We start from the raw sequence: 24,290 nt of genomic DNA, 5'->3' as shown, positions 1-24,290 counted from the left end.
CCGGTTGATTAGGAAAGTTGAAGCCCACCAGGGTGGGCATTGTTGAGAAACATTTATCAGTTGGCAAATGCGGCAGCCAGAAGGAAGGTGCCGGCAAAGCCAGTGCTGCCGGCCAGCAGGCTCATGCCCGCGAGGCCAAGGAAAACGCTGCGAACGCTCATGGCTGAGCTTGGAAGCTATCGCGCACGTCGGCGATATGGGCGATGAGCCCATTGCAGAATTCCGTGAAGCTGCTGGCCGGCAGGTGCACGGCGCTGCGGTCTTTGACTGTGGGAATGCCCAGGGCCGCGGCCGTGGTGGCCTTCACGTCGAAGATGCCCAGGCGCTTGTTGATCTGCCCGATGTTCAACGTGGGTGCCGTTTCTGGAGGCACGGCGGTCGCGGCTGGTTCCTCTGGCAGCATCAGGGCGCGGCCATCTTCCTGCAGATGGCCCAGCACGCGCGGGGGCTGCTGGGTATCGATCAGCTCCAGCGGCGGCTGCCAGGGCGCAGCTGGCGAAGCGGCGGGCAGGCCAGGGACGGGATGCGTGGCCGCGAATTCCGCAATGCACTGCGTGTAGTAGGCCCTGGCCAGCTCCAGCTTCACGTCCATCTGCGCCTCCAGCGCGCGGTCGCGCTCGATGGCCCATGTGGTCAGCCGCATGTGCTCGGGGATGTGCTCGACCAGGTGGAGGTGTTGCGGTTCATGCTGGCCCAGCAGGTCCTCGGGCGTGTTGACCATGACGTAGTTCACCTCCCAGCGCTCCAGGTCCCACAGCCGCATGTAGCCTCGCATCTGCCAGGCATACAGGGCGTCCTCGCAGTCACGCACAAATGCCGGGAAGGTCTGCAGGCTCCAGGAGCATTTCAGGTCGTGGCCGCAGCGGCGTGGCCCCAGGTCCACGGTGTCGGCTTCACCCGTGATCTGGCCGTCGCTGCGCCGCTCGGTGTTCTTGGCCAAGGTCAGCCCGCGCACGCGGTTCAGTAGGGCCAGGCCTTCGGCTTCGACTGCCAGGCCCTTGTCCGTGTATTTGCTGGAAACCTCGAAGTCCACGCCCCACAGCTCCTGTCGCACCAACTCGCGGATGTAGGTCTTCGCGGTCTCGCTGAGCGTGCCCAGCTTGAGGTGTTCCAGCACGGCCTTCTCTTCGTCCGTGCGCTTCTTCTTCGCCTGGATGGCTTCCACCTCGGGCGTGATCAGTGCGGGATCGATGCTCACGGGTGCGGTCATCAGCTTGCCTATGCTCGAACAGCGGAACAGGATTTCCCTCATGCTGTGCTCCTGGTTGCGGCGTTGAAGGCGATGAGGCCGGCACGGTCGTCCCAAAGGGCCGCGCGGCCATCACGACAGCCCTTGTCGAACTGGTCCGTTCCACGCACGCTCTTGATGTAGTCCACCCAGCCTTGGGCCAGTTTGGAGAGCGGTGCAGCAGCGCCGCCCTGGCCGTCGTCATCCTCGCCGGCCTCGGCTACACCCGTGATCTGCTTGAGCGTGTGCCGCTGCAGGTAGGTCGTGGTGGAAATGATGGCCTGGATGGCGTTCTTGCCGCCTGTCTCGTCGGGCTGGGCCGTCAGTTGGACAGTCTCGGCATGGCCCAGGCGGTGCCGCAGCGTGCAGACCACGGTGATGTCGCGGCCGACCTGGTGCGTCTTCCACGACCAGGCGAAGCCATGAACGGAAAGCTCGGGGCCCACGGCCTGCACAACGTCGTCCAACTCGGCATGTTTGTAGCTGGTCCTGCCGCCCTTGCTGGGAAAGTCCACCAGCTTGCGCTTCACGATGCGGATGTTCTTGGCCTTGAATGCGGCCAGGGCTTCGTTGTAGGCCTTCTCGGCCTCGTGGCGATCGTTGCGCTCCAGCAGATCCATCATCTTCTCGATCTGCTCCAGGCCTGCGCCGCGTTCCTGCAGCGTCAGCATGAAGTTGGCCGCGAGTGATGTGGGAAGGGCGGTGGGAGCGGGGGCGGCCGTGGAATCTGCCGCCGGCACCAGTTCAAGGGCATCGGCCTCTTTCTTGGAAACAGCGTTCATGGGAACCTCGCAGGTGGTGGAAAAAGAAACGCCCGCAGCAGCGGGCGATGGTCGGCGCCGGCGTGGCGCTTGGTGGATGGGGCGGTCATTCCGGGTCTTCCGGATCGCCGCGCATTTCGCGGACGGCGGACAGGTAGCGGCGCCCGCCGGCAGGCCAGGCGCGGTCCAGTTTTCCCCCAGCCTCTTCAAGCAATTCGAGCAGCATGGGCACCTTCTCGGCGTCGGTGAGTTCGGAGAGTTTCATGGCTTTTCGCGGTGGCATTCCACCTGCCTCTCGTCCAGCCATTCCGCATGCATGCCGGGGCACGCCAGCGCGCTAACGGTGGCGGGCGGCGCCTTGCCGGGCTCATCGTCCAGCGTTGCCTGCAGGCAGAGCAGGCTGATGCCCAGCAGTACGGCAATCAGCCAGGCCAGCGGTGGCGGGTTCGGGATTTCGTCACGTTGGTGCATGGTGGCTCCTCGATCAGTGGCGGTTTCGTTGAAGGTCCGCGATGTCTTCGCGGGCACGTTGGCGGGCATAGGCGCGCAGCCACTCGTCCATGGAATTGCCCATGACGGCCAGCTGCGGGTGTTCGGGGCTCAGGCTCTGGCCCATGCGCTCGCTGGCGGCGGCGATCTGCTGGGCCAGCTCGTACTGCGCGGCCTGCAGTGCCTCCTGCACGAACTCGGCCACGAATGGCGGGCCGTAGTACTCGCGGACATAGGCGTCCAGCTCGGCGTCTTGGGCATCGATGCGGCCGGCGCGCGCTGCGTTCTCGGCGTCGGCCGTGGAGGCCCAGCAGATAGAGGGGAGTCGTGCATTCATGTGGGCCTCCGGAAATGAAAAAGGCCCGCGAGCCATGAGGCTGCGGGCCTGAAAATCTGAAGATTGAAGGACCTACTCCATATTTCTGTACTGACGGAGGGTCCTTGTTGTCGGATATGCCATGAACTGCGAGATCAGCGATCGGGCTGATCAAGGTTCAGTGTGTAGGAGTCGCCGAAGCGTGGGTGGAAGCGGTTCAGTTTGCTGATGAAGTCGGGGTAGTCACTAGACAATTTCATTGCCATGACAACTGACGCTAGGTGCTCCCGCAGCTTCGGATGGCCAACTTCTTGGGTGAGTCGTTGGTGTAGTCGCGCCTTTTTTTCATCTTTGGCTGCTTGGCGCTTTAGCTCTTCAAGCAGGCCAGGAGCCAGGCGCTCATAAACGATGTCGTTAGTCAGCATGCCGAAGTACTGGGGGCGGAATTTTGGGTTCTCTGGGGGGTACTTCAATCCCCGCAGCCTGAACAAGTTCTCATAGAAATCGGCGGGGAAGGTGCGCACGTAGGGTTGGAGTTCCTTGGCGACAAAGGCTTCCAGAATCTTGGCAAGTGAGTCCTTGGCCCTGTCCTTTTCGTAACCCGTAGCCTCATCGATCAAGGCGATGATGCCAACTCGGGCAAAGCCGCGAACCAAGATCTCGCATTGGATTGCAATGTTCTCGTAAGCGGGTGGCAGCCTGTTTGCTGCCCGAGCCGCCAGAACAGCTTCGCAAATGTCGGCCAGCACATCAGCCTGATAGCCGTATGTGATGCGCCCCGCATCTTGACGACGAAATTTGATTGGGTTCTTCAAAGACGCGACCAAGTCGTTTTTGCTGAACTCGACGATGGAAGAGTGGGCGGCAAAGCTCACCACGCGCGAGTCCCCGGTGGCGGTAGAGCCGCGGGTGATCTTGAGTGCAGCAGTCAAGCCGCGCTCAGATAGAACTCGTGTCCCGTCCTCCAGCACGTAGCACGGGATCTTGACCTCGCCCAGCACAAGAGGATGGTCTTCGGAGCCATGTGTTGCCATTGGTAGCTTGGCATTCTCGGCTTTCGCTTTCGCTGCCTTGCTGGCTTGCGCGCTCAGCTCTGTCTTAGACAGCTTTGCAGCTCGGGCGAGCCCTCCGGCGGCCTTCCCTTTGGTGTCTTTAGTTGCCATTCTGCGCCACCTAAAAAGTTGTGAAAGTGCTTGCATGATACATAAATGCAAGCAGATTTCAATTTTTGCGTGCAAAAATTCTCGACGCGTGCGCCAGCGTGATGAAACCCAGTTCGGGCTTTTCTGGGGGCGGTTGAGCGCAACTACCGTGAAACCAAAGCGGCCTCGGTTAGAGGCCGCTTTGGTTTCGCCCGTTCTTTCCGAGCTGTCAGCGCTTGCGCGCAGGGCGTTTCTGTTCTTGGCCTCCCTGTTTGCCTCACCTCATTGCCCGTCTACGGCGCTTGGCCGACTGGGCCTGGCAGGACTGCCAGAGCAGAGCAGTGGCCCATGCCCACTGGTGCGTGTGCCGGGATGCCTCGCAGGTGAGGCAAACGTCGGCTGCAATTTTTGAAAGACCGGGGGCAAGCCCGGCCAATGCCGCGGTGCCCGTCGACAGCGAGATTGCTGCTGACGGGATGAATTATCGGAACACCGAATTTTCTTGTCAATCGGAATTCCGAATTATTTTTGGAATTCTTCAGCGATCATGGATGGCTATCCTGGGGAAATGTTCGGTGCTCCGAAGAGACGCAACCCAGGGTTGCGCAACTGTGCGTTGCGCTCCGCAATCTAGGATTGCGCAACCTACGATTGCGGGTGACACGGATGTAACTGTCTGCCATACTGTTAAAAAACACAGTAATGGAAGCTGAATGAAGTCGGAGCGGATGCAGGGGTTGGGTGCCCGGATCAAGAGTGCGCGCATGGCGCTAGGGATGAGCCAAGACTATGTGGCCAGTTCCCTCGGTGGGACGAGGCAAGCGGTGTCGGCTTGGGAAAGAGGGATAGCTTCGCCTTCCGCAATCCAACTTGCAGAGCTGTCGGAGCTATTTTGTGTCTGTGCTCACGAGCTGCTTTTCGGCGATAGTTTTGCGAAAAGCGGCATCAGGGCTCTGATGGTGCGGAAGATCGAGGCCAAGCGCATCCGCAAGCCAAGTGCCGTTTCGGCTGATCAAAGGCCCTGGTCTACGAGCTTTTTGGCTGGCTTCCTCACCGCTGGCGAGCGCGGTCCAGCTGCTGCTGTGAGTCGAACAGATGGTGCCGGAGGAGATTTGGCGGCCTGATAACTGTTGAACTCATGGTTCAGGTCGATGAGCATTGCGTCGCGCTTTGCATCATCAGGGAGGCCGCGAAAGAGCATCACAAGCTGGGCTTCCAAGCCGGTGAGCTGCGCAAAGTTAGTAACTTCTGGAGGCCCCTCACCGTCTAGCAGGTACTCAGGACGAAGTGCAAGGGCATGACACAAACCAAGGAAGTGAGACGCGCGCGGCTCCTTGGTTTTCCCTTTCAACAATTCGTTGAGGGCGGGCTGGCCCATCCCAGCCAACTCAGCGAGTTCCTTCTGTTTGTAGCCACGATGTGCCATCCACCACTGTAGGCGGTCGCCGAAGGTAGCGAAGTCTGGAGGGGGCGTCATGAGCACAATCATCCATCCTTAAAAATTCGGAAAATCGATGTTTTTGCGTTGACCGATTTATCGGAATGCCGAATAATCGATGGCATGACACCTTCCGAACTCATCACCTACTTCAAGACCCAGGCGCTTGCTGCCCATGCTCTGGGATGTGCGCAATCCTCGATCTCGGGATGGGTCGAGCAAGGCCACATACCTGACGGTCGCCAGTACCAAATTCAGTTGGCTACCGAAGGGCGGCTAATTGCTGATCGGCCGGCCTTACGCAACGTTGTGGAAGGAGCAGGGCTCAATGCTTGAAGTTCGTTCCAGCTCGCCGCAGTCAGTGCTTCGCCGTGCATCGCAACGGATAGTTGCTTTCGCCCGCGGCTCCGGTCGCACCAGCTGCTCCGACACCATGGAGTTGCGTCAGCAGTGCGACGCCAATACCCTGCGCGTTCTCGACGCGCTGGCCCGGGCTAAGGGCATGGAACGCCCGGCCTACATCGAGGCGCTGTTGGAAGAGCATGCGAAAGAAGCGTTGCATGAAGCAAGTCTGATCGTGCGTCAGCTGCGGGGCAATCCGCTGCTGGTGGAAGCGCTTGGAGCCCCGCCGGAGACCTTTGGTCTGACTGCGGCCGAGGAAGAGGTGGGGAATGCCCGAGCAACAGCTTCCTGAACCCCTCGTACCCGCTGACTGCGACTTGAGCGACTTCCCGTACATGGAGCTGGATGTTCGGCGCCTGCGCGACTCGCGTTTTGCATCGACGCCCAACGGTGATGCGTTCCGCGCTGGCGTACTGCTGTGGTGCGCGGCCTGGCACCAGATTCCCGCTGCCTCGCTGCCCGATGACGACGTAGAGCTGGCCAACCTGGCCGGCTACGGCCGCATGCCTATCAGCGTGCGCGAATGGAAGAAGGTGCGGGCCGAGGCCCTGTCTGGCTTCGTGAAGTGCAGCGATGGCCGTCTGTACCACCCCGTGATCGCTGAGAAGGCCGTGGCTGCGGGTGCGGCGAAGCGGCGGCACGCCTACGGAAAGTTCCTGGACCGCCTGCGGAAAGAGAACAAGGCGCGGGAGAAATCCGGCAAGCCCCTGTTCGGAATTCCAACGCCGGAGCAGTGGAATTCCGGCGCCTACCCCCACGGAATTCCACCGGAGCCCCAAGCGATTTCCGCCGGAAATCGCTCGGAAAACGGTGCGACTTCCGGCCAAGTTCCAGCGGAAAACGCTCTTAGAGGGAACAGAGAGGGAGAGGGAACTCTTTATTCCGTAGCTAACGCTACGGGCGGCACCGCCGCCAAGCCCCCGGGCGAGATGACGAAGGACGAGCTGTGGCGTGCGGGCAAGTCACTGCTGGCTCAGGCAGGCCTGCCGCCGGCTCAGTGCGGCTCGTTCGTGGGAAAGCTGGTCAAGGACTACGGCGACCAGATCGTGGTCGATGCCGTGCGTGCTGCGGTCGTGGCGCGGCCGGCGGACCCCGTGGAGTACCTGAAGGCGACTTGCATGCGGGAGAAGGGCGAGCGCGCCACCCGGGGCAACAACAAGCACAGCGCCGCCTATGCGGCCATCGTGGGGGACTGAGCAATGCAAAAAATTTCTGCGCTGGCACCGGCAGCGCTGCGCGATGGTGCGCGAGAGCCGGCGGACCAGGCCGCCGCGAACCCGGCCGTGAAGAACCTGTTCCTCGTGATGCAGGGCTGCTACGGGTCGTTGTTCCTGAGCAAGTTCGCCACGGGCGTGTTGGACGACCAGGGCCGCGACCTGGGAGTGCGCGCCGCGATGCGCGTCTGGCGCACGACGCTGGCCAAGTACACACCCGACGTGATCGAGTCCGCTGTGGCGCGCCTCACGGCAGAGCACCCGGACTACCCGCCACATCTGCCGCAGTTCGAGGCCATGTGCAGGGCCGCCACGCCGCGCAGGACGCACGCTGAGGAGCACGGTTGGCTGGCACTGCCGGCGCCCAACGCGGCGCCTGTGCACGTCCAGATCGAGCCGCAGGGCGATGGCAAGGACTGGGCCCGCCGCATCGTGGCGCGCGTGCAGGCCGGCGACCAGACGCTGACGCGCACGTCCATCCGCGCCGCGATGCAGGCCCTGGGCATGGAGGGCTGGCCGCGATGACGCTGCTGCAGCTGCTCAAGATCGGCGCCGTGCTGCGCTACCGGCCGGGATTCCGCTTCTACGCGGTCCAGCAAGGCCGCGAAATTTCCGTCAACCAGGTCGAGGCCGAGGCAGCCGTGCGCGCCGGCAGCGTCCGCCCCGAAAGCTCCGGCCCTGATGGGTTCGGCGTCTACCACTTCGCTCTCAGGAACACCCGATGACCCGCAGGTTTGAATTCGACCGCGACCAGGTGCTGGCCACCATTGAAGCCGGCCCTGTGCAGTACGCTGCCCTGGCCGGCACGATGTCTGATTCGGCACGCGCTCAGCTACGCGCCATCATTGACGCGCTCGTGTCTGAAGGGCGCATCCGCCTGATTCAGTTGGACCGTTTCCCTCACTACGTGGCCGCCGATTGGGTGATGCCCGACGAGCTGCGCCTGCAGCTGATTGAGGGCAAATGCCGTCGCACTCTGGATGGGTGCTTGATCTGGACGGGCTATATCGACCCGCGCCGCGGCCCCATGGTGCGGTTTGGGCCGGACGGCCCTCCCACGGCGGCCCGCCGCGTGGTCTGGACGATCAAGCGGGGTCCGTTGGGCCTGCAGCAGACAGTCCGTGCTGGCTGCGATGACCCGGCATGCGTGGCCTATGAGCACATGAAGCTGGGCACTCGCGCCGACAAAGCGCGCGGCCGCAGCCTCACGCCGTTGACCAGGCTGCGCATAGCCCGCGCACAACAGGCAGCGCGCGGCAAGCTGGACCTTGAGAAGGTGAGGGCCATCCGTGCGAGTGCTGAATCGGAGACCGTGCTGGCGGAGCGCTACGGCGTCTCCAAGCCCACCATTGGTCAGATCCGCAGGAACGAGACGTGGCGGGAAGAGGGCGGCATGTTCACCGCGCTGATCCCAGGGAGGGCACGGGCATGAGCGTGATCCTTGGAATGGACCCCGGCGCAAACACGGGCGTGGCCGTCTACGTGGATGGCCAACTGGTGGAGCTGCTGACGATCCCGCCGCACCACATCGAGCGCACGCTGGCCGCGCGCATGCCGTCGCGCGTCGTTTTCGAAGACAGCCGGCTGCAGTCGCACACCTGGACGCGCGGCAAGACCGGCGCCGCCAGCGCCAAGATGGCGCGCAACGTGGGGCAGGTGGACGCGCGCTGCGCCGACATCACGGCGCACTGCGCAGATCTGGGCATCCCTGCCCACGGCATCAGCCCGGCAGGGAAGGGTGGCAAGCTGGATGCGCGGCGCTTCGCGGCCGTCACGGGCTGGACGGGCCCGAGCAACGAGCACAGCCGCGACGCGGCCATGGTGGCCTGGCCCTATCGCCGCGCGGCGGATCTGCGGGGAGGTGGCCGTGGCTGAGATTGCCCTTCACGCTCGTTGGGATGGCCCCGAGCAGGCCCGGGCCAATTTCCTGCAGCGCGTGGCGCCCTGGTGCATGCAGCAGTGGGAAGCTGGCCGCCGGCTGGAGGTGTTCGTGCGTCTGCACGAGGACGCTAAGACCGACAGGCAGCGCGTTTTCTATCACGACTTCGTGCTGGCCGAGATCGCGCGCCAGGTTGTGCACGATGGCCGCCGGCACTCGAAAGCGACCTGGAAGGAGCACTTCCGCACCGAGTATCTGGGCAGCCGCGCGGTGACGCACCATGACCCGATCAGCGGCGCCACGACCACCACACAGGAGCGCATCAGCACGGAGAGCCTGGGCGTGCGCGAGTACGGCGACCTGATCGATCGCGTGATGGCCCACGCCATCAACGAGCTGAACGTGGAGTTCCCGGCGACCTTTGAGGAGTGGGAGCGCGAGCAGACCCACCCGGACACGGGCGAGGTGATTGGCGGGGTGTGCCCCTGATGCGCCGCACTGCCTTCAAGTCCGGCGGGGCAGGGTTCCGCCGGCGGGCCGCTCCTGCGTCCCATGCCGCCCACGAGCTGGCGCGCGAGCAGCGCCTGGAGGCCCGCGCCGCCCGCGCCATGGCCGAGGCCCGGCCGCGCGCTGCCACTGTGGCGCTCATCGACCAGCACCAGGTCGTGCCCGCGCCGAAGACCGTGGCGCAGCGCAACCCGCGCCTTCGTGCCCTGGCCAAGGGTCAGCAGTGCCTGCTGCTGGTCCCCGGGATCTGCACGAACGACACCACCACGGTGGTTTGCTGCCACAGCAATCTGTCCATCCACGGGAAGGGCGAGCGCAGAAAGGCCGACGACCACTACAGCGCCTGGGGCTGCGCCGCGTGCCATTCCTGGCTGGACCAGGGATCTGCACCGGCCGCGCGCAAGGAAGCCGCGTTCATGGCCGCGCATCTGCGCCAGGTCCTGGCATGGCGCGCGCTGGCCTACGCCCCGAACATCGATGCCCGCGACCGCGCCGCTGTGCTGTGGGCGCTGGGCCTGCTGAATGCAACACCTATTTTTTTCTGAGACCGGGGGAGAACATGACCACGATTGCCCGATACAACGCCCTGCGCCGCGAGCTGCTGCAGGTTGAACTCGACCTGGCCGCGTCCAAGCGCGCCTACCTGTCGGACGGCATCAACGGGCCGCGTGGCGCCCGGGCCGTGCTGGAGGAACGCCGCGCCGCGTTGCGTTTGGAGATTCACGACCTTCGCGAGGTGGTGGAGGAGCTGCGAGAGGCCGCGTTCAAGGCGAAGAAGCACCAGTTCCTGCTGGCCCTGATAGCGAGGTGCGAGGAGCAGGGGCGCCATGACCTGGTGCGCGCCGCGAGCGCCGAAGCATCGGAATGGCTACGCGATCAGGGAATGGCCCAGGCATACAGCGCGAAGGTGTGACTACTTGAGCTGCATGGACTGGATGGCTGGCCAGCTGGAGGGCTGGCACGAGGAGGGGGCGCGGCACAACAACCCGCGTCCCGCGGGCGTCATCCGCCCGGGCAGTGGCACCGACGTGCTGCTGCGGTTTCTACGCCAGGCCCCCGGGCGCTGGTTCTTCCATTCCGAGCTGGTCCTGGCCCTGGGCCGCAGCAAAGGGGAGATCGATTGGGCACTGCTGTACCTGGTGCGGGAGGGGTTGGTGGAAAGCCGGCTTACAGAGCTGCCAGCCCGCAAGCCGGTACTGAGGTATCGGCTGAACGGTCTCGAAACCTGACAGGGCTTTTGACTTTCTGCTGGATGCTCCAGAGCGCTTCTTGCTTCCCCTGAGTGAAGGGAAGCCGTGAGGAGTTATTCGGTATGTAATTTTTGGAATGCACTCAGCCCCCTTGATGTTGAACGTGCGATGTATATCTCTTTTTTCTTGCTAATTCGCTCCTCTGTAGATATCAAATAGTGCTCGAAAAAATCGATGAAATGCAGGATTCCTGGGATCGCGACGCTCAGACGCTCGCAGATAGACAGATTCTCGCTCCTCTCTTTTCTTTCCTCTGCCTATCCAAATCCTATGCTCTCCCCAAACTTCTCCTATAACAGTCGTTCTGGACGAATTTTTTACGAACTCAATTTGTGAGTAACACCATAACTGCGCCCAAATATTTGGCCATAGATTTGAAGGTATATTCATCCGAGAATTTTTTATTTCTACTATTATTGTCTCATTTAGTCTTGAGTGGCGATATATTAGATCCGGGGAAGCTCTTAAAGGCTGATTATTTATTTTCAAGTCTTCAACGGTGAAATATTCTATATGCTCTTGTCCTTCGAGGTGCAGGCCGTTATGAACAAGTCGCCATTCTGAGCCTATGCTTTTGAGAAAGGAATTATTGATAGATGTTTGATTGGATATTCTGATGCTATTGATTAATTGCTCTACTGTTTTTCCTCTTTCTTTGTCTTCGTTATCTCCATAATTTTTTGCATATAGTGAATATATCCATTGAGAAAATGATGAGACCGTGTTTGAAGGATTTTTCGGACGCATTTTTTCTGCGCGACGCAAAAAATCTGAAGGAATAATGTTGAAAGGCTGGGAGGGTTCTTGAGCATTTCTGCTCGTGTAAGGGTCGTAGGGTAATTTGTGGCCAAATAAAATATGCGATCTGGTCTCCGTTGAAATCCGAGCCATGGCTCTTCGTTGCTCTGTCCAAGGATATTTGGCACGAACGCTCCAACTTAGATGGACACGTGACGGCAGTGGCGGGCCAACCAATGGTGGCGGTGTTTCTTGCTCATCATCTTCTTGCCAATCAGTAGTCATAGTAAATTTCTAATATTCTCTCAGCGTTCTAGTATATTTGGTGTGAATTATTGTTTTATAAATGATTGTATATAGGAATATGGATGATGTGTTTTGTTTTTGGAGATTTTATAAGTTCACTAAATTTGAATGCTTATGGGTTTCAATAGTCGTGGTGGCATGAGAGCAGTTCTTGATCATACGTTTGCAGATAGCGTCCCAAGCCTGCCAGTCTCATGAGGATGAGCAAGGAACAGAAGCAGTCCCCGCAGTGGGAGCGCATCGAGCTGGACTACAGGGCGGGCATCAAGAGCCTTCGGCAGATCGCAGCAGAGCAGGGCATCAGCGAGGGAGCGATCCGCAAGCGCGCGAAGCGTGACGACTGGAGCCGGGACCTGTCGGAGCGCATCCAGGACAAGGCCGAGCAGTTGGTACGCAAGGAGGCGGTACGCAGCGAGGTACGCGCGGAACGCAGTGCGTCCGAACGTGAGGTGGTGGACGCGAATGCGCAGGCTGTGGCTACCATCCGGCTGGCGCACAGGCGGGACATCCAGCGGGCACGCAAGATCACCAACGCGCTGCTGGATGAGCTGGAGCAGATGGCGGACGCGGACACGGTGGCCTACCTGCAGGAGCTGGGCGAGATGCTGCGCGCGCCCGACGACAACGGCATGGACAAGCTGAACGACCTCTACCAGAAGGTCATCAGCCTGCCGGAGCGCTCCAAGACCATGAAGGTGCTGGCCGAGAGCCTGCGCATTGTGGTGGACATGGAGCGCCAAGCCTTCGGCATGAACGACAAGGACGCGGGCAAGGGGCCGAACGGCGGCGGTAACGTGGGTCACTTCGAGCTGCACTTCGTGGATGCACCGGCGCGGGAGCACGATCCGCGCGACGGGGAGGGCGCATGAAGCTGCCGCCACCCAGCACGCGGCCCACGGCCCTCGCGCTCTCCCTGGATGCAGCGCTGGCCGGCGATGACCCGGAGCCGGACTTTGCCGAGGACTACGAGGTAGACCGCGCGCGCGTTCGGGTCGAGTTCCCTTCCAAGCTGCGCGGCCTGTGGCAGCCCAAGCGCTTCAAGGTCATGTACGGCGGGCGTGGCGGGGCCAAGTCCTGGTCCGTCGCCATGGCCCTCCTGGTGATGGGCAGCAATCGGCCGCTGCGTATCCTGTGCGCGCGCGAGATCCAGAAGTCCATGCGCGACTCGGTGCACCGCCTGTTGTCCGACCAGATCGCGGCATTGGGCCTGGGCGGCTTCTACGATGTGCTGGACACGGAGATCCGCGGCGCCAATGGCACGCTCATCTTGTTCGCGGGCCTGCAGAGCCACACGGTGGACTCGATCAAGTCCTATGAAGCCATCGACATCGTGTGGGTGGAAGAGGCCCAGAGCGTCAGCGCGCGCAGCTGGGAGGTGCTGGTGCCGACCATCCGCCGGCCTGGTTCGGAAATCTGGCTCACGCTCAATCCAGACCTGGCCACGGACGCCACCTATGCGCGGTTCATCGAGGCCGCCGACAGCGACACCTGGCTGTGCGAAATCAACTGGCGCGACAACCCCTGGTTCCCCGAGGTGCTGGAGAAGGAGCGCCGCCGGCACTTCAAGCGCGACCCGGACACCTACTGGAACGTCTGGGAGGGCCGCCCCAAGCGCACGCTGGCCGGCGCGATCTACGCGAAGGAGGTGGAGCGCCTGTACAACGACGACCGCGTGTGCCTGGTGCCCTACAACCCCAAGCTGCCCGTGCACACGGTCTGGGACTTGGGCTGGGCCGACAACATGGCCATCGCCTTCGTGCAGCGCACGGCCATGGATTTCCGCGTCATCAACTTCATGCAGGACAACCAGAAGACGCTGGAGTGGTACGTGGAGCAGATGGAGAAGCTGCCGTACCGCTGGGGCACGGACTTCCTGCCGCACGACGGCGCCCACGGCGACTTCAAGACCGGGCAGACGGCCCAGCAGATCCTGGAGGACATGGGCCGCGAGGTCGAGGTGCTGGAGCGCGCGGGCCTGGAGTCGGGCATCCGCCTGGCGCGCGGCATCTTCTCCTCGGCCTACATCGATGCCCAGCGCTGCGCCAAGCTGCTGGACTGCCTGAGCCGGTACAAGCGCCAGATCGACCCGCGCACGGGCGAGCCGGGGCCGCCGCTGCACGATGACGCCAGCCACGGCGCAGACGTGTGGCGCTACATCAACATGGCCCTGCCGCTGATGGACAACGACACTGCGGGCGCTGTGCCTCTCAGGCGACGCGCGGGCGGCATGGCACGCTGATCCCGTACCAAGCCTGCCACTTTCGCGGGCATGCCTGCATGTATCGACCTGCGCAAAGCGCACCTTCACCGCCAGCATGGGGACTTGCTGGCCGTCTACACCTGGATCAACGCCGAGCGCGCGCTGGTCCTGATCCCGGCCTACCGCCCGAAATCACCCTGGTACGTGGTGATGGAGAGCGCGGCCTATCTCTACGATGACCCCGCCTACCTGGCCCGCGCCTGCATCAAGGCCTGCGAGGTGCTGGGCATCGAGCCCAACCGGCCGAACTGGGTGCGCGTGGCCACCATCGTCAACGAGGGCCTGCCCGACCTGGTGACCATGCCCAGCGAGCCCACATGGCAGCGCCCGGGCCAGGAGTTCGGCACCCTGGTGGTCAAGTCCGATGGCAAGGAAATCGCGGCCGAAGCCCTGACCATCCCGGACCTGGGGGCCGAATATGTCCCAGCTTGAGGCCCGTTTCAACCGTCGCGCGGGCGTGGGCGAGCGCATCCTGAACGACGTGCCGCTGGAGTTCGACGCTGACGAGGAGGCGCCGCCGCACCCGCTGGACCAGCCCGAGGCCCGCAAGACCCTGCGCAAGCTCCTGAGCTGGTACTACCGCGAGCGCGAGATCCAGGCCGAGAACCGCCTGCAGATGTCCATCGACGCCGACTACTACGACGGCGACCAGTGGGACCCGGCCGATGCGGCCACGCTGGAGGAGCGTGGCCAGGTGCCCCTGGTGTTCAACGAGGTGGCCGTGATGTGCGACTGGCTCATTGGCACGGAGCGCCGCGCGCGCGTGGACTGGAGCGTGCTGCCGCGTGCCGAGGACGACGTGCAGCTGGCAGACGTGAAGACCAAGGTGCTCAAGTACGTCAGCGACGTGAACCGCACCACCTTCAACCGCTCGCGCGCCTTCGAGGACGCGGTGAAGGTGGGCGTGGGCTGGGTGGACTCCGGGGTGCGCAACGACCCCACCAAGGACATCATCTATGACAAGTACGAGGACTGGCGCAATGTGCTCCCGGACTCGATGGCCATGGAGCCGGACCTGAGTGATGCGCGCTACCTCTTCCGCACGCGCTGGACGGATGAAGACGTGGCCATCACCATGTATCCGCAGCGCCGCGACGTGCTGGAGCGTGCCGTGCTGCGCGAGGAGGAGTTCAGCGCCCAGCAGTGGGCCGAGGATGAGTTCTTCTTCCAGGGCCACACCAGCGAGCGCCATGTCAGCGGCACCAGCGGCAGTTACCGGGCCGGCGGGCGCGGCAACATCGACAGCGAGGCGCGGCGCCGCGTGCGCCTGATTGAGTGCCAGTTCCGCATGCCGGCGTCCGTCCAGGTGGTGACCAGCGGCCCCTTCAAGGGCTCGTTCGTGGAGCCCTGGGACCATGCGCTGCGCGCCGTGGTTGGCGCTCATGGCGGCTCCATCGTGGAGCGTGTCGCCATGCGCATGCACGTCGCGGTCTTCACCGAGGGCCATCTGCTGGCCCTGGGCCCAACGCCCATGCGCCACAACAGTTTCAGCCTGACGCCCATCTGGTGCTACCGGCGCGGCCGGGATCGCATGCCCTACGGGGTGGTGCGCCGCGTGCGCGATCTGCAGATGGACCTGAACAAACGGGCCAGCAAGGCGCTGTTCCTGCTGTCCACGAACCAGATCTTTGCGGAGAAGGGCGCCTTCGATGACATCAACGAAGCGCGCGAGGAGGTCAACCAGCCGGACGGCGTGGTGATCTACAAGGCCGGCAAGAAGTTCGAGGTCCACCGTGACAGCGAGATGGCGGCCGGCCAGGTGCAGATGATGACGCTGGACGGCCAGGCCATCCAGAAGTCCGCGGGCATCAGCGACGAGAACCTGGGCCGGCGCACCAATGCCGTCAGTGGCCGCGCGATCGAGGCCCGCCAGCTGCAGGGCTCGGTCGTGACCACGCAGCCCTTCGACAACCTGCGCTTCGCTGTGCAGATCCAGGGCGAGAAGCTGCTGAGCCTGGTGGAGCAGTGGTACACCGAGGAGAAGGTGATCCGCCTGTCCGGCCACAAGGGCCGGCTGGACTGGGTGAAGGTCAACCAGCCCGAGGTCCAGCCAGACGGGAGCGTGCGCTACCTGAACGACATCACGTCCAGCATGGCCGACTTCGTGGTGTCCGAGCAGGACTATTCGGGCACGCTGCGCCAGGTCATGTTCGAAAGCCTGAACCAGCTGGCGGGCCGGCTGCCGCCCGAGGTGGCCATCCGCATCATGACGCTGGCCATGGAGTATTCGGACCTGCCGAACAACGACCTGGTGGCCGACGAGCTGCGCAAGCTCGCCGGCGAGCGCGACCCCAACAAGCCCCTCACGCCCGAGGAGCAGCAGCAGGTCCAGCAGCAGATGCAGGCCCAGGCCGAGGCCCTGCAGATGCAGCAGGAGAGCGCGCGCCAGGCGCTGGCCGAGCAGCAGGCCAAGGTCCGGGAGATCAACGCCCGCGCCGAGAAGCTGGAAGCAGAGGCCGAGCAGCTGCGCGCCGCCGGCGGCAACCCGGCGCTGGCCCAGCAGATGGAAGGCGTGGCCGCCACCGTGCGCCGCGATGCCGACATGGAGCTGGACGAGCTGCGCCGCAAGCTGGCCAAGACCCAGGCCGACCTGGCCAACAAGACGCTGCAGATCAAGGGCGACCAGGACGTGCGCCTGCAGGTGGCCCACATCGAGGCCGACTCGCGCGAGCGCGTGGCCCAGATCCAAGCCCAGAGCCGCCAAACGCTCGACGCCATGTCGGGCCGGCTGAACCAATTCGACAACAAGGACTGATATGGATCGAGAAACCATCGTGCGCACGGCGGCCGTGGAGGGTGCCAAGGCCGCGCCGCCGGTCACCGTGGTGGCCACCAACGTCGCCAACGGCTGGACCATGACCCACACGGCCACGGCCCTGACCATCCTCTACGTGGTGCTGCAGGTCATCTACCTGCTGTGGCGCTGGAGCAATGAGCGTGAGGACCGCCGCGCGCGCCAGGCGCAGGAGCTGGCCGCAGCATGCGAGGTGCGGCCGTGAGCGGGGGCCGAGTGCCTTCCGCAGGCCTGGGCATCGGCGCCGCCATCCTGGCGTCCTGGATCGCGGCCGAAGGATTCAGCGCCGCGCCCATCATCCCGGTGCGCGGCGACGTGCCCACCATTGGCCACGGCGCCACGCGCTACGAGGACGGCACGCGCGTGACCATGGCAGATCCGCCCATCACCAGGGAGCGCGCCCGCGACCTGGCCGCGAACCTGCTGGAGCAGCAGTACGGGGCCTGCGTGCGCGATTCGCTGGGCGACACGCTGGTGCATCCTGTCGAGTTCGCCCAGGCCGTAGACTTCGCGGGCCAGTATGGGTGCGGCGCCTGGCGCGGCTCCTCGATGCTGGCCAGGACGCGGGCCGGCGACTATGCCGGCGCCTGCCAGTCCTACCTGGCCTATCGCTACATGACGAGCGCCCAGCCCCTGCAGGGCTACAGCGCCTACCAGTGGGGCGCGGGCGGGCAGCCCACCCGGTGGCGCTTCGATTGCTCGGCGCCCGGCAACAAGGTTTGCCGAGGCGTCTGGACTCGCCAGCAGGCTCGGCACGCCGCATGCATGGACGTGCAGCAATGAGCGTGCGCGCCATCACCCATCTGGCCGCCGCCGGCCTAGCCGCGTTCCTGGCCTGGAGCTACCAGGGCGCGCGCCTGGGCGCCGACCTGGCCGAGGCCCGCGCCAACGCCACCAGTGAAAAGCTGGCTGTCAGCACAGCCCAGCGCGCGGCAGACGCCCGCGTGCGCCGGGCAGAGCAGTCCATCAACACCAACTACCAGGAGGCGCTGAATGCTGCCCGGACCCGTGAGGCGCTGCTGCGCCGTGATCTTGACCAGCTGCGCGCTGTCACTGACAGCCTGCGCGAGCAATCCGCAGATGCCGCCCGCCGACTTGCCAGCGCTCCCCCCGCCGCCGTCATTGAGTACGCCACTGCCCTCGGAGTCGTATTTGAAGACTGCCGCGCAGCGTATGGGGACATGGCAGCAAAAGCTGAAGGGCACGCAACTGATGTTGAGACCCTAACTAAATCTTGGCCTTTTCTCCTTCATGTTTTCTGAAGTTTAAAGTAAAAGCCGTAATCGATAAATGTATTTCACGGTTGGACTAAATAATGAAAATTATCTTGATAGTCTTGTTGAAATAATAGTTCTTAATCCATTTTCGTTGGTTTCTTGTTCTTCAAAATAATTCACCTCATTTCTTGCAAACGGAAATAGTGATTCTAGTTTGAATCTTGTTCCGGCAATGTACATTAATTGTGTTTCTGAAACTTCTGGTATGTTGTTATGACTGATATCATTGTCTCTCAAACTTTCTAGTCTCGCATTTATTACTTGAATTTCTTCTAGAATCTTGGCCAAATATTTCCCAAGGTTACGATCAGAGTATCTGATGCAGTCAGTAAAAACTGCCATGGCGTCTTTGTCTGGGATTGGAATTATGTTCGGGTATTGCTGAAAGTATGACCTGCTACTGCTTCCTCCTCGGGCCCTGCTAATTAAGGAGAGATTTATCTTTGCACAGTCTTTGGTATAACTGCAAAGATTATCAAGAGCATGAGGAAGCAGAGCCTTTGTTGCAAAGAAATTATTTTCTCTTTCTTTTGTGTAATTATATACTGTTGCTTTGTAGGCAATGAAGCTGGCGATTAATGCAATAAATGCGGCATTGTATGTTTGCCAGTCCATCCAAGTTTGATGTATCCATGTAAAATTGAATTTAGACTTAAATAAAGGATATACTATCATTGAAAAAATATGGATTACAATGAAAGACGTTGCAAATTTCTCTGCGATTGTCAAATGATATTTTGATTCTTTTGTTTCGTTGGTCATATGAGTTATTGAAAAATAAATCAGGTATTGATTTTTCGTTCGGTAAAATTTGTATTCTATTGTGTTGATTGTATACCGGTGGAATAATTTGCGGATCTTTTTACTGTGCCTTCTGAATTGGGGTTATTGGACGTAGATGATGTATCCATTACTGTAGGTTTGGCTCAGAGTCCGTACCAAGCCTGCCACCCTGCCGTGATCGAAACCACCACAGGTCACGCGCATGCATCAGTCTCTTTCCCTCCGTAGCCAGCTGGCCCTGGCCATGATTTCGGCCGCCGGTACCGCCATCGCAGACTCTCCCAAGCGTGCGGAAGAAATCGCCAAGGGCATCCAGCGTGCTCTCGACGTGCTGTCCCCCTCGGTGGGCGATAGCGCCCCCTCTCCCTGCAGCACACCCACTTCGCCGACAGCTGGCTGCGCCTGTGCATCCGGCAGCTGTGCCCATGACTCCAGCTGTGCTGTGCACAACGAACCCGCGTTGCCAGCTGGCCCGTGCGACTGCCCAGGCAGTGGCCGAAACACGTTCACGGTGGACGGCGCGGGTGTCGGCCTGGCCGGGGCCTATATGAAGGGCGGGGTTCTGCGGCTGCGGCTCAACCCTGCATTCGACGTAGCGGGCAGTCTGGGCCTCGGTCGAACTCCCGCTCATGCGCAGGCCCAGTCTTCCTTGGGTGCCGCCGCAGAAAAGTACCAACAGGCATGTGACTTGGTGCGTGACCTGCAAGCCAAGACCAGCGAAGCCAACCATGTGATGGCCAAGTTGCAGTCCGAGCTTCGCAGTGCTCATGAGGCCAAGGAAGAAGCCACGGAGGCGCTGCACGCAGCAGCTGGTGCCGGTGAATCCATCCCCGGTGGTGCCTGCATTGCCGCGCAGTGCGGCATCACGGCATCTGTCATGCCGTCCATGCAGCCCCTGCGTGGCCAACCCAACCAGTAATCTCGGAGTTCCACCCAATGAGCAATCCCAACGACGACGACCACCTGCGCCTCCTATCCGACGCCGAGCGCGAGGCCATGGAAGCCGACGACAACGACTACGACCCCGAGGCAGATAACGCTGCCGCGCTGGCGGCCCTGGGGCGCGGCCCCCTTGATGCGGAAGAGGAAGAGGAGGGTGACGACGCCGGCGCGGGCAAGGGCAAGCCCGATCCCAGCACGCCCACCGAGCCCACTGAAACCACCGCTGCGCCCGCTGCAGCGCCTGCTGCAGCACCCGCAGAACCCACCGATGCCACGCAGCCGACCGAAGCACCGGCACCGAATCCGCAGACTGCGCAGCAAGCCGGCGGCTACCGTGCCGAGTTGCCCGCCGACTACGACGCCCAGGTGAAGGCCAACAAGGACGCCGTGGCCGCCGCCCGCGCCAAGTTCAACGAGGGCGAGCTGGAGCAGGCCGAGCTGGACGCGGAGCTGGACCGCCTGCAGGACGAGCGCGACCAGCTGCGCGACATGAAGACGCGGGCCACGGTGTCGGCCGAGATGCAACAGCAGTCCACGCATCAGGCCTGGAACAACACCATCAACACCTTCTTCGAGGAAGCGGCCCAGAGCGCAGAACTGGGCATCGTGGACTACCGCAAGGACGCGGCCAAGCAGGCGGACCTGGACGCCATGGTGCGCGCGCTGGGCGCGGCGCCGGGCAACGAGCACAAGCCCATGCGCTGGTTCCTGGAAGAAGGGCACCGCCGCGTGGTGGCCCTGCATGGCATTGCCACGACAAAGAAGCCGGCGGACGTGCAGCGCAAACCTGACGCCTCGGCCGTGGTCACCAACCTGGCCGACGTGCCCGGCGGCGCGGGCGATGCCGATCCCGTGAGCGATGAGTTCGCCGAACTGGACAAGCTCACGGGCTTGGATTACGAGCGCGCGCTGGCTGGCATGTCCGAGGAAAAGCGTGATCGCTACAACCGCCTGGGCTGACACAGCCGCCATGCCGTCCACTTCCTCTACCCCCGACGCGCGCCGCATCTTCGTGGAGCTGCGCATGGGCGATGTGCTGGAGGTGGGCGGCGCCCGCATCCAGCTGGAATTCAAGAAGGGGCAGGCCGCGCGCATGGTCGTCCTGGCAGCCCCTGAGACCACCGTCAAAAAGACGCCGGCCGCCTCGCGGCCCGTACCAAGCCTGCCATCTTGAGGGCTGGAACATTTTTCAACCGGGGCGCTGGAGTGCTCGCTACCACACAGGAGCACTCCTATGGGCAAAACAGTGGTGGGCGTGAACAGCCCCCGCGCCGTCAAGCGCTTTTCCGGCAATCTGGCACTCGATGTGTCGCAGGCCTCGTACTTCGGCAAGCGCTTCGCGGCCGTTGGCCAGGGCGCCAAGACCCCCCTCCAACTGCTGACGGATTTGGAATCCGAAGCCGGCGACCTGATCAGCTATGACCTCCTGGCCGAGCTGCGCATGGCGCCCGTCGAGGGCGACGATGTGCTGGAAGGCAAGGAAGAAGGGCAGCGCCTCTACACCGATGAGCTGTACATCGACCAGGCGCGCGGCGGCGTCAACACGGGTGGCCGCATGTCGCGCAAGCGCACGCTGCACGACCTGCGCGTGCGTGCCAAGCAGCAGCAGTCCAGCTGGTGGGGCCGCTTCCAGGACGAACTGACGTTCACCTACCTGTCGGGCTCGCGCGGCATCAATGCCAACTTCATCCTGCCGCTGGGCTACCAGGGGCGTGCCAAGAACCCGCTGACGGCGCCCACGGCCAACCAGCACCTGTTCGGTGGCGATGCCACGGCAGTGACCAATCTGGACGCGACCGACAAGATGTCTCTGGGCGTGATCGACCGCGCCATCGTCCGTGCGGAAACGCAGGGCGGTGGTGCGACGAACATCCCCGTCCTGCAGCCCTGCGTGGTCGATGGCGAAGAGGTGTTCGTCATGGTGATGCACAAGTTCCAAGAAGACGACCTGCGTAAGGAAACGAGCACGGGCAGCTGGCTGGATATCCAGAAGGCCGCAGCGGCTGCCGTGGGCTTCAAGTCGCCGCTGTTCAAGAGCGCCCTGGGCATGCACCGCAATGTGGTGCTGCACAGCCACCGAAACGTGATTCGCCACAACACCCACGGTGCCACGGGCGACCTGGAGACGGCGCGCGCGCTGTTCATGGGTGCGCAGGCTGGCGTGATCGCTTTCGGCTCGCCCGGCACCGGCATGCGCTATGGCTGGCACGAGGAAACGGCCGACCGTGGCAACCAGGTCATCATCACCACGTCGTCCATCTTCGGTGTGAAGAAGACCGTCTTCGAGGTCGAAGGCGAAAAGCAGGACCACGGTGTGTACAGCGTCGATACCGCCGCCGCATCGCGCTGATCCACCCCACCGAATAGAAGGAATCAGACATGGCTTTCAAGCAACTCAGTGCCGTGGCCGCAGGCCATCAGGCCCCCATCACCCCCGGCGGTTCCGAGCTGGTGCGCTCGCGCTTCGGCCAGCCCCTGGCCGTGGCCGACCACGCTGTCGGCGCCCGTGGCGTCATCGGCATCCTGCCCGCCGGCACGCTGCCCGTGTCCCTGTTCATCCGCGTGCCTGCCGCCCTGGGCGCGGGCTTCAAGGCCTCTATCGGCCTGGCGGATGCGGCCGGCGACATCAGCGCGGCAGCCGACGACGGCGGCGGGGCCTGGGTGACGGACAACGACGCGGGCGCGGCCGGCGGCTATGTGCACTTGGTGCCCGCAGCCTTTGCCAAGCTGGTGCCCAAGGACGAAGACCGCCGCATCGTCCTCAAGGTCACAGGCGCTGGCACGGCCGCAGGCCTTTTCGCCCTGGACGTGATCTACACGAACGCCTGACAGCGTGTGCGCGCCCCGCAAGGGGCTTTCCCCCGGTGGCATCGGCTGCCGGGGCTTTTTGAACTCCGGAGAACCAACACCATGAAGCTGTTCACTTCGCTGCCCGCACGCAAGGACGGAACCCTGATCGTGCGCCTCAAGGGCGCCACCTATGTTTTCGAGGGCAAGCCGCTGGCCTGCGAGGTCGAGAACGAGGCCCATGCCGAGCACCTGCGCGCCGGCAACTTCCAGACCGAAGAGGACTTCGAGGCCGAGCAGAAATTCCTGCGCCTGTCTGCCGAGCGCGAAGCCCGCCGCGCAGCCCAGGACGGCAAGGCCCCGTCCTCGCGCGGCACCTTCTCGCCCGGCGTGGGCCCGGACGATGAGGACGACCTGGATGGCGGCACCGGCATGCCCCAGGAATCCGACTCGGCCCCCACCGGCCGCGTGCGCAAGGCCTCGCGCGCTTCCAACGTGACCGGCTGATCGCACCATGGCCTCCTGGGAGAACTGGATGCCGGAGCTGGTCCTGGCCGCCCCCAAGGCGCCGGTGCCGCTCATCCATATGGCGCTGAACCGCGCCGCGCGTACCTTCCTCAAGGCCACGCGCGCCTGGCAGGAATGGCTGGAGCCTACCGACGTGACCGGCGAGGCCTTCGCCGAATACACCTTCGAGCTGCCCCAGGGCGCCGAGCTGCTGCGCCTGGAGCGCGCCACGCTGGCCGGGCGCCCGCTGGAGGTGGCCAAGGCGCGCGACTTGCCGGCCGATCCCTGGCAGCAGGAGCTGCGCGGCAAGCTCTACCTGGTCACGACGAACCTGCGCGAATTCACTGTGCGCACGGGCAGTACCGGCCGGCTGCAGGTCTACGCCTCGCTGATGCCGTCCCTGCGCGGCAACAGCGTGCCCGACGAGGTGGCCTCGCTCTACCACGAGGCCATCCGAGAGGGCGCCAAGGCCGAGCTGCTGGCCACCGAGGGCACGGACTACTACAAGCCCGACCAGGCCGGCGTGGCCCTGGCGTTCTTCCAGCGCGCCATGGATGACGCCACGGCCGACGTGTGGCGCTCCAACACCAGCCGCGGCTCGCGGGGGAGGGCGTCATGGCTCTGACGGTGGCCCAGTTGCTGGACGATGCAGCGCGCGATCTGCAGGACAAGGGGCACATCCGCTGGACGCGCCAGGACCTGCTGGACTGGTTCAACGCCGCGCAGCGCGCCTTTGCCGAGCAGCGGCCCGACCAGATGGCCCAGCCGCGCGACCTGGTGCTGGCCGCCGGCTGGCGGCAGGAGCTGCCGGCCGACGTGCTCACGTTGATCGACATCACGAACAACGCCAACGCCACGCAGCGGCGTATCACCAAGACCGACCTGTGGGTGCTGGACGCCGTGGCCGGCGCCTGGCGCTCGGGCTCCCCGGGCCGCGAGGTGCAGCACTACATGCACGACCTGGGCACGCCGCAGGAATTCCTGGTCTATCCGCCCGTGGCCGCCGGCACCAAGGTGCGCGCCATGGTGGGTGTCGCGGCCGTGGACCTGGCCGACGAGAACGGTACGCCCAGCGTGCCCGAGCGCTGGATGGACGCGCTGCGGCACTTCGTGCTGTTCCGGGCCTGGTCCATCGACGCCGAGTTCGGCGGCAACGCCACCATCGCGGCGGCGCACCGTGCCCTCTACAACGAGGCGCTGGGCATTCAGGCCCAGGCTGCGGCCACCACGGCCGTGGCCCAGAAGTGAACCAAGCCTGCCATCCTGGCAG

General features: G+C 63.4%; 35 protein-coding genes. 26 read left to right on the top strand and 9 right to left on the bottom strand.

Translation table 11 applies throughout. The features are described 5' to 3' along the window. Window positions 1-157: 157 nt before the first annotated feature. The 7 genes from AAN986_RS15680 to AAN986_RS15650 all read right to left on the bottom strand — a co-directional run bounded on the left by AAN986_RS15680 (window position 158) and on the right by AAN986_RS15650 (window position 5,413). The gene (locus tag AAN986_RS15680; RefSeq protein ID WP_349335391.1) at window positions 158-1,252 is read right to left on the bottom strand and encodes a hypothetical protein; all 1,095 of its coding nucleotides are present in this window, start codon (window positions 1,250-1,252) and stop codon (window positions 158-160) included. After that, on the bottom strand, window positions 1,249-2,010 hold the full coding sequence (locus tag AAN986_RS15675; protein WP_349335390.1) for an ERF family protein: 762 nt from the start codon (window positions 2,008-2,010) through the stop codon (window positions 1,249-1,251). The genes AAN986_RS15680 and AAN986_RS15675 overlap by 4 nt, the downstream gene beginning before the upstream one ends. An 85-nt stretch (window positions 2,011-2,095) precedes the next feature. Beyond that, the gene (locus AAN986_RS15670; RefSeq protein ID WP_349335389.1) at window positions 2,096-2,254 is read right to left on the bottom strand and encodes a hypothetical protein; all 159 of its coding nucleotides are present in this window, start codon (window positions 2,252-2,254) and stop codon (window positions 2,096-2,098) included. Then, window positions 2,251-2,460, bottom strand: coding sequence for a hypothetical protein (locus AAN986_RS15665; protein WP_349335388.1), 210 nt, complete (start codon window positions 2,458-2,460; stop codon window positions 2,251-2,253). Before AAN986_RS15665 ends, AAN986_RS15670 begins: the two co-directional genes overlap by 4 nt. Before the next feature lie 13 nt (window positions 2,461-2,473). Then, complete coding sequence (locus AAN986_RS15660; protein WP_349335387.1) at window positions 2,474-2,815, bottom strand: hypothetical protein; 342 nt, start codon at window positions 2,813-2,815, stop codon at window positions 2,474-2,476. A gap of 134 nt (window positions 2,816-2,949) precedes the next feature. Continuing rightward, entirely contained in the window at window positions 2,950-3,957 is a 1,008-nt protein-coding gene (locus tag AAN986_RS15655) for a P63C domain-containing protein (protein ID WP_349335386.1), read from the bottom strand. Between the two features lie 991 nt (window positions 3,958-4,948). Next, complete coding sequence (locus AAN986_RS15650) at window positions 4,949-5,413, bottom strand: helix-turn-helix domain-containing protein (protein WP_349335385.1); 465 nt, start codon at window positions 5,411-5,413, stop codon at window positions 4,949-4,951. Window positions 5,414-5,497: 84 nt separating this feature from the next. On the opposite strand from AAN986_RS15650, the gene AAN986_RS15645 reads away from it, so the two are divergent. The 11 genes from AAN986_RS15645 to AAN986_RS15595 are packed head-to-tail and all read left to right on the top strand — an operon-like array spanning window position 5,498 to window position 10,605. Next, window positions 5,498-5,710 (top strand): Cro/CI family transcriptional regulator, encoded by a 213-nt coding sequence (locus tag AAN986_RS15645; protein WP_349335384.1) that lies wholly within the window; start codon window positions 5,498-5,500, stop codon window positions 5,708-5,710. Beyond that, window positions 5,703-6,068 carry a hypothetical protein gene (locus AAN986_RS15640; protein WP_349335383.1) on the top strand — a complete coding sequence of 122 codons (366 nt, stop codon included), beginning with the start codon at window positions 5,703-5,705 and terminating at the stop codon, window positions 6,066-6,068. The genes AAN986_RS15645 and AAN986_RS15640 overlap by 8 nt, the downstream gene beginning before the upstream one ends. After that, window positions 6,046-6,972 (top strand): DUF1376 domain-containing protein, encoded by a 927-nt coding sequence (locus AAN986_RS15635; RefSeq protein ID WP_349335382.1) that lies wholly within the window; start codon window positions 6,046-6,048, stop codon window positions 6,970-6,972. The genes AAN986_RS15640 and AAN986_RS15635 overlap by 23 nt, the downstream gene beginning before the upstream one ends. Window positions 6,973-6,975: 3 nt before the next feature. After that, entirely contained in the window at window positions 6,976-7,515 is a 540-nt protein-coding gene (locus AAN986_RS15630; protein WP_349335381.1) for a hypothetical protein, read from the top strand. Next, window positions 7,512-7,715, top strand: a complete 204-nt coding sequence (locus tag AAN986_RS15625; protein ID WP_349335380.1) for a hypothetical protein — start codon at window positions 7,512-7,514, stop codon at window positions 7,713-7,715. Before AAN986_RS15630 ends, AAN986_RS15625 begins: the two co-directional genes overlap by 4 nt. Beyond that, complete coding sequence (locus tag AAN986_RS15620) at window positions 7,712-8,422, top strand: hypothetical protein (RefSeq protein WP_349335379.1); 711 nt, start codon at window positions 7,712-7,714, stop codon at window positions 8,420-8,422. The genes AAN986_RS15625 and AAN986_RS15620 overlap by 4 nt, the downstream gene beginning before the upstream one ends. Then, window positions 8,419-8,865, top strand: a complete 447-nt coding sequence (locus AAN986_RS15615; protein ID WP_349335378.1) for a hypothetical protein — start codon at window positions 8,419-8,421, stop codon at window positions 8,863-8,865. The genes AAN986_RS15620 and AAN986_RS15615 overlap by 4 nt, the downstream gene beginning before the upstream one ends. After that, window positions 8,858-9,358 (top strand): recombination protein NinB, encoded by a 501-nt coding sequence (locus AAN986_RS15610; RefSeq protein ID WP_349335377.1) that lies wholly within the window; start codon window positions 8,858-8,860, stop codon window positions 9,356-9,358. The genes AAN986_RS15615 and AAN986_RS15610 overlap by 8 nt, the downstream gene beginning before the upstream one ends. Next, window positions 9,358-9,921 carry a nuclease domain-containing protein gene (locus tag AAN986_RS15605; protein ID WP_349335376.1) on the top strand — a complete coding sequence of 188 codons (564 nt, stop codon included), beginning with the start codon at window positions 9,358-9,360 and terminating at the stop codon, window positions 9,919-9,921. Before AAN986_RS15610 ends, AAN986_RS15605 begins: the two co-directional genes overlap by 1 nt. Window positions 9,922-9,935: 14 nt before the next feature. Then, window positions 9,936-10,289, top strand: a complete 354-nt coding sequence (locus tag AAN986_RS15600) for a hypothetical protein (protein ID WP_349335375.1) — start codon at window positions 9,936-9,938, stop codon at window positions 10,287-10,289. Window positions 10,290-10,302: 13 nt separating this feature from the next. Beyond that, window positions 10,303-10,605, top strand: coding sequence for a hypothetical protein (locus tag AAN986_RS15595; protein ID WP_349335374.1), 303 nt, complete (start codon window positions 10,303-10,305; stop codon window positions 10,603-10,605). 150 nt (window positions 10,606-10,755) lie between these two features. On the opposite strand, the gene AAN986_RS15590 is transcribed toward AAN986_RS15595, so the two are convergent. Then, complete coding sequence (locus AAN986_RS15590; protein ID WP_349335373.1) at window positions 10,756-11,649, bottom strand: hypothetical protein; 894 nt, start codon at window positions 11,647-11,649, stop codon at window positions 10,756-10,758. A 221-nt stretch (window positions 11,650-11,870) separates the two neighbouring features. Between AAN986_RS15590 and AAN986_RS15585 the strand changes: the two genes are divergently transcribed. From AAN986_RS15585 to AAN986_RS15555, 7 genes are all read left to right on the top strand, one after another. Next, a complete protein-coding gene (locus tag AAN986_RS15585) occupies window positions 11,871-12,539 on the top strand; it encodes a hypothetical protein (protein WP_349335730.1) in 669 nt (222 codons plus the stop codon). Beyond that, the gene (locus tag AAN986_RS15580) at window positions 12,536-13,909 is read left to right on the top strand and encodes a PBSX family phage terminase large subunit (RefSeq protein WP_349335372.1); all 1,374 of its coding nucleotides are present in this window, start codon (window positions 12,536-12,538) and stop codon (window positions 13,907-13,909) included. The genes AAN986_RS15585 and AAN986_RS15580 overlap by 4 nt, the downstream gene beginning before the upstream one ends. A gap of 84 nt (window positions 13,910-13,993) precedes the next feature. Next, window positions 13,994-14,362 carry a hypothetical protein gene (locus tag AAN986_RS15575; protein WP_349335371.1) on the top strand — a complete coding sequence of 123 codons (369 nt, stop codon included), beginning with the start codon at window positions 13,994-13,996 and terminating at the stop codon, window positions 14,360-14,362. Next, window positions 14,349-16,685 (top strand): hypothetical protein, encoded by a 2,337-nt coding sequence (locus AAN986_RS15570; protein WP_349335370.1) that lies wholly within the window; start codon window positions 14,349-14,351, stop codon window positions 16,683-16,685. Before AAN986_RS15575 ends, AAN986_RS15570 begins: the two co-directional genes overlap by 14 nt. 1 nt (window position 16,686) lies before the next feature. Further along, complete coding sequence (locus AAN986_RS15565) at window positions 16,687-16,929, top strand: hypothetical protein (protein ID WP_349335369.1); 243 nt, start codon at window positions 16,687-16,689, stop codon at window positions 16,927-16,929. Next, window positions 16,926-17,507, top strand: coding sequence for a glycoside hydrolase family protein (locus tag AAN986_RS15560; protein WP_349335368.1), 582 nt, complete (start codon window positions 16,926-16,928; stop codon window positions 17,505-17,507). Before AAN986_RS15565 ends, AAN986_RS15560 begins: the two co-directional genes overlap by 4 nt. Beyond that, complete coding sequence (locus AAN986_RS15555; protein ID WP_349335367.1) at window positions 17,504-17,986, top strand: hypothetical protein; 483 nt, start codon at window positions 17,504-17,506, stop codon at window positions 17,984-17,986. The genes AAN986_RS15560 and AAN986_RS15555 overlap by 4 nt, the downstream gene beginning before the upstream one ends. A 60-nt stretch (window positions 17,987-18,046) precedes the next feature. Here the strand turns inward: AAN986_RS15555 and AAN986_RS15550 are convergent, their stop codons facing one another. Further along, window positions 18,047-18,763, bottom strand: coding sequence for a hypothetical protein (locus AAN986_RS15550; protein WP_349335366.1), 717 nt, complete (start codon window positions 18,761-18,763; stop codon window positions 18,047-18,049). 223 nt (window positions 18,764-18,986) lie between these two features. Between AAN986_RS15550 and AAN986_RS15545 the strand changes: the two genes are divergently transcribed. From AAN986_RS15545 to AAN986_RS15510, 8 genes are all read left to right on the top strand, one after another. Continuing rightward, window positions 18,987-19,703 (top strand): hypothetical protein, encoded by a 717-nt coding sequence (locus AAN986_RS15545; RefSeq protein WP_349335365.1) that lies wholly within the window; start codon window positions 18,987-18,989, stop codon window positions 19,701-19,703. Window positions 19,704-19,720: 17 nt separating this feature from the next. After that, window positions 19,721-20,686 (top strand): hypothetical protein, encoded by a 966-nt coding sequence (locus AAN986_RS15540; protein ID WP_349335364.1) that lies wholly within the window; start codon window positions 19,721-19,723, stop codon window positions 20,684-20,686. Then, the gene (locus tag AAN986_RS15535; RefSeq protein ID WP_349335363.1) at window positions 20,661-20,900 is read left to right on the top strand and encodes a hypothetical protein; all 240 of its coding nucleotides are present in this window, start codon (window positions 20,661-20,663) and stop codon (window positions 20,898-20,900) included. Before AAN986_RS15540 ends, AAN986_RS15535 begins: the two co-directional genes overlap by 26 nt. 60 nt (window positions 20,901-20,960) lie before the next feature. Then, window positions 20,961-22,076, top strand: a complete 1,116-nt coding sequence (locus AAN986_RS15530; protein WP_180317235.1) for a N4-gp56 family major capsid protein — start codon at window positions 20,961-20,963, stop codon at window positions 22,074-22,076. A 29-nt stretch (window positions 22,077-22,105) separates the two neighbouring features. Further along, window positions 22,106-22,555 carry a hypothetical protein gene (locus AAN986_RS15525; protein WP_349335362.1) on the top strand — a complete coding sequence of 150 codons (450 nt, stop codon included), beginning with the start codon at window positions 22,106-22,108 and terminating at the stop codon, window positions 22,553-22,555. 81 nt (window positions 22,556-22,636) lie between these two features. After that, window positions 22,637-23,020, top strand: coding sequence for a hypothetical protein (locus AAN986_RS15520; RefSeq protein WP_349335361.1), 384 nt, complete (start codon window positions 22,637-22,639; stop codon window positions 23,018-23,020). 7 nt (window positions 23,021-23,027) lie between these two features. Next, window positions 23,028-23,645, top strand: coding sequence for a hypothetical protein (locus tag AAN986_RS15515; RefSeq protein ID WP_349335360.1), 618 nt, complete (start codon window positions 23,028-23,030; stop codon window positions 23,643-23,645). Further along, window positions 23,636-24,268: a DUF6682 family protein gene (locus AAN986_RS15510; RefSeq protein WP_043793181.1), complete on the top strand. Its 633-nt coding sequence runs from the start codon at window positions 23,636-23,638 to the stop codon at window positions 24,266-24,268. The genes AAN986_RS15515 and AAN986_RS15510 overlap by 10 nt, the downstream gene beginning before the upstream one ends. Window positions 24,269-24,290: the final 22 nt, after the last annotated feature.

It is taken from the genome of Delftia sp. DS1230 (genome assembly GCF_040112715.1).
In the GTDB taxonomy this organism is placed as follows: Bacteria; Pseudomonadota; Gammaproteobacteria; order Burkholderiales; family Burkholderiaceae_C; genus Comamonas; species Comamonas tsuruhatensis.
Note: the sequence above shows the minus strand (reverse complement) of the source record. Positions and strands in the feature narration are given on the sequence as shown.

Bases quoted from the DNA above. Each gene is read 5' to 3' on its own strand.
- AAN986_RS15680 (WP_349335391.1), bottom strand. From the start codon at position 1,252: ATGAGGGAAATCCTGTTCCGCTGTTCGAGCATAGGCAAGCTGATGACC.
- AAN986_RS15675 (WP_349335390.1), bottom strand. From the start codon at position 2,010: ATGAACGCTGTTTCCAAGAAAGAGGCCGATGCCCTTGAACTGGTGCCG.
- AAN986_RS15670 (WP_349335389.1), bottom strand. From the start codon at position 2,254: ATGAAACTCTCCGAACTCACCGACGCCGAGAAGGTGCCCATGCTGCTC.
- AAN986_RS15665 (WP_349335388.1), bottom strand. From the start codon at position 2,460: ATGCACCAACGTGACGAAATCCCGAACCCGCCACCGCTGGCCTGGCTG.
- AAN986_RS15660 (WP_349335387.1), bottom strand. From the start codon at position 2,815: ATGAATGCACGACTCCCCTCTATCTGCTGGGCCTCCACGGCCGACGCC.
- AAN986_RS15655 (WP_349335386.1), bottom strand. From the start codon at position 3,957: ATGGCAACTAAAGACACCAAAGGGAAGGCCGCCGGAGGGCTCGCCCGA.
- AAN986_RS15650 (WP_349335385.1), bottom strand. From the start codon at position 5,413: ATGACGCCCCCTCCAGACTTCGCTACCTTCGGCGACCGCCTACAGTGG.
- AAN986_RS15645 (WP_349335384.1), top strand. From the start codon at position 5,498: ATGACACCTTCCGAACTCATCACCTACTTCAAGACCCAGGCGCTTGCT.
- AAN986_RS15640 (WP_349335383.1), top strand. From the start codon at position 5,703: ATGCTTGAAGTTCGTTCCAGCTCGCCGCAGTCAGTGCTTCGCCGTGCA.
- AAN986_RS15635 (WP_349335382.1), top strand. From the start codon at position 6,046: ATGCCCGAGCAACAGCTTCCTGAACCCCTCGTACCCGCTGACTGCGAC.
- AAN986_RS15630 (WP_349335381.1), top strand. From the start codon at position 6,976: ATGCAAAAAATTTCTGCGCTGGCACCGGCAGCGCTGCGCGATGGTGCG.
- AAN986_RS15625 (WP_349335380.1), top strand. From the start codon at position 7,512: ATGACGCTGCTGCAGCTGCTCAAGATCGGCGCCGTGCTGCGCTACCGG.
- AAN986_RS15620 (WP_349335379.1), top strand. From the start codon at position 7,712: ATGACCCGCAGGTTTGAATTCGACCGCGACCAGGTGCTGGCCACCATT.
- AAN986_RS15615 (WP_349335378.1), top strand. From the start codon at position 8,419: ATGAGCGTGATCCTTGGAATGGACCCCGGCGCAAACACGGGCGTGGCC.
- AAN986_RS15605 (WP_349335376.1), top strand. From the start codon at position 9,358: ATGCGCCGCACTGCCTTCAAGTCCGGCGGGGCAGGGTTCCGCCGGCGG.
- AAN986_RS15600 (WP_349335375.1), top strand. From the start codon at position 9,936: ATGACCACGATTGCCCGATACAACGCCCTGCGCCGCGAGCTGCTGCAG.
- AAN986_RS15595 (WP_349335374.1), top strand. From the start codon at position 10,303: ATGGACTGGATGGCTGGCCAGCTGGAGGGCTGGCACGAGGAGGGGGCG.
- AAN986_RS15590 (WP_349335373.1), bottom strand. From the start codon at position 11,649: ATGACTACTGATTGGCAAGAAGATGATGAGCAAGAAACACCGCCACCA.
- AAN986_RS15585 (WP_349335730.1), top strand. From the start codon at position 11,871: ATGAGCAAGGAACAGAAGCAGTCCCCGCAGTGGGAGCGCATCGAGCTG.
- AAN986_RS15580 (WP_349335372.1), top strand. From the start codon at position 12,536: ATGAAGCTGCCGCCACCCAGCACGCGGCCCACGGCCCTCGCGCTCTCC.
- AAN986_RS15570 (WP_349335370.1), top strand. From the start codon at position 14,349: ATGTCCCAGCTTGAGGCCCGTTTCAACCGTCGCGCGGGCGTGGGCGAG.
- AAN986_RS15565 (WP_349335369.1), top strand. From the start codon at position 16,687: ATGGATCGAGAAACCATCGTGCGCACGGCGGCCGTGGAGGGTGCCAAG.
- AAN986_RS15555 (WP_349335367.1), top strand. From the start codon at position 17,504: ATGAGCGTGCGCGCCATCACCCATCTGGCCGCCGCCGGCCTAGCCGCG.
- AAN986_RS15550 (WP_349335366.1), bottom strand. From the start codon at position 18,763: ATGACCAACGAAACAAAAGAATCAAAATATCATTTGACAATCGCAGAG.
- AAN986_RS15545 (WP_349335365.1), top strand. From the start codon at position 18,987: ATGCATCAGTCTCTTTCCCTCCGTAGCCAGCTGGCCCTGGCCATGATT.
- AAN986_RS15540 (WP_349335364.1), top strand. From the start codon at position 19,721: ATGAGCAATCCCAACGACGACGACCACCTGCGCCTCCTATCCGACGCC.
- AAN986_RS15530 (WP_180317235.1), top strand. From the start codon at position 20,961: ATGGGCAAAACAGTGGTGGGCGTGAACAGCCCCCGCGCCGTCAAGCGC.
- AAN986_RS15525 (WP_349335362.1), top strand. From the start codon at position 22,106: ATGGCTTTCAAGCAACTCAGTGCCGTGGCCGCAGGCCATCAGGCCCCC.
- AAN986_RS15520 (WP_349335361.1), top strand. From the start codon at position 22,637: ATGAAGCTGTTCACTTCGCTGCCCGCACGCAAGGACGGAACCCTGATC.
- AAN986_RS15515 (WP_349335360.1), top strand. From the start codon at position 23,028: ATGGCCTCCTGGGAGAACTGGATGCCGGAGCTGGTCCTGGCCGCCCCC.
- AAN986_RS15510 (WP_043793181.1), top strand. From the start codon at position 23,636: ATGGCTCTGACGGTGGCCCAGTTGCTGGACGATGCAGCGCGCGATCTG.